Genomic DNA, 543 nt, shown 5'->3' with positions numbered 1-543 from the left:
CTTGAACCCATTTCAGCGAGTCAATTTTATTTACTACTTCCTTGCTGGTAAATTGGCTTCCTTGATCACTATGGAAAAGAATCACTTTTGTAGGAAAATTATTGCGCACTTGATCAATGACGTCTGTAACCAAAGTTGCTGCACAATGCAAAGCGACCTTGTAGCCAATCACTGCGCGTGTGGCTAATTCTAGGGCGGCGCACAAATAAATCTTTGTTCCGTTGTGTGGTCTCCATTCCGTAATATCGCAAACAACTCGGGGCTGTTTCTCTATGTCCTCAGAGACTTCAAATTGTCTGTCTAGCTTGTTTTCAAAGGACTTATGAGGCTTATTTTTCTTCCCCGAATTGTCAAATTAATTGCAACATTTCTTCTTGAAAGACTTCCCAACAATTTTTCCAGTTCAATGTTTTTTTAGGCCGCATATTTTTCTTGCGTAATGCTTCCTGTTTCTCCGTAGGGGGCACCTTTGAAAAATCAGTTCCCTTAGGGAAGAATTCTCTAAATAAACCGTTCCCATTTTCGTTAGATCCGCGTTGCCAC

Annotated in this window: 1 protein-coding gene and 1 pseudogene; both read right to left on the bottom strand. The window is 40.9% G+C overall.

Features of this window, described 5'->3' with window-relative positions; genetic code table 11:
• On the bottom strand, window positions 1-244 hold a 244-nt coding region (locus IGI38_RS24895), incomplete at its 3' end, for a DDE-type integrase/transposase/recombinase (RefSeq protein WP_438734629.1).
• Window positions 245-350: 106 nt separating this feature from the next.
• Window positions 351-543: pseudogene (locus tag IGI38_RS24890) on the bottom strand (IS30 family transposase); the annotation flags it as partial.

It is taken from the genome of Enterococcus sp. AZ128 (genome assembly GCF_051714485.1).
In the GTDB taxonomy this organism is placed as follows: domain Bacteria; phylum Bacillota; class Bacilli; order Lactobacillales; family Enterococcaceae; genus Enterococcus_A.
This window is presented reverse-complemented; position numbering and strand designations above follow the sequence as displayed.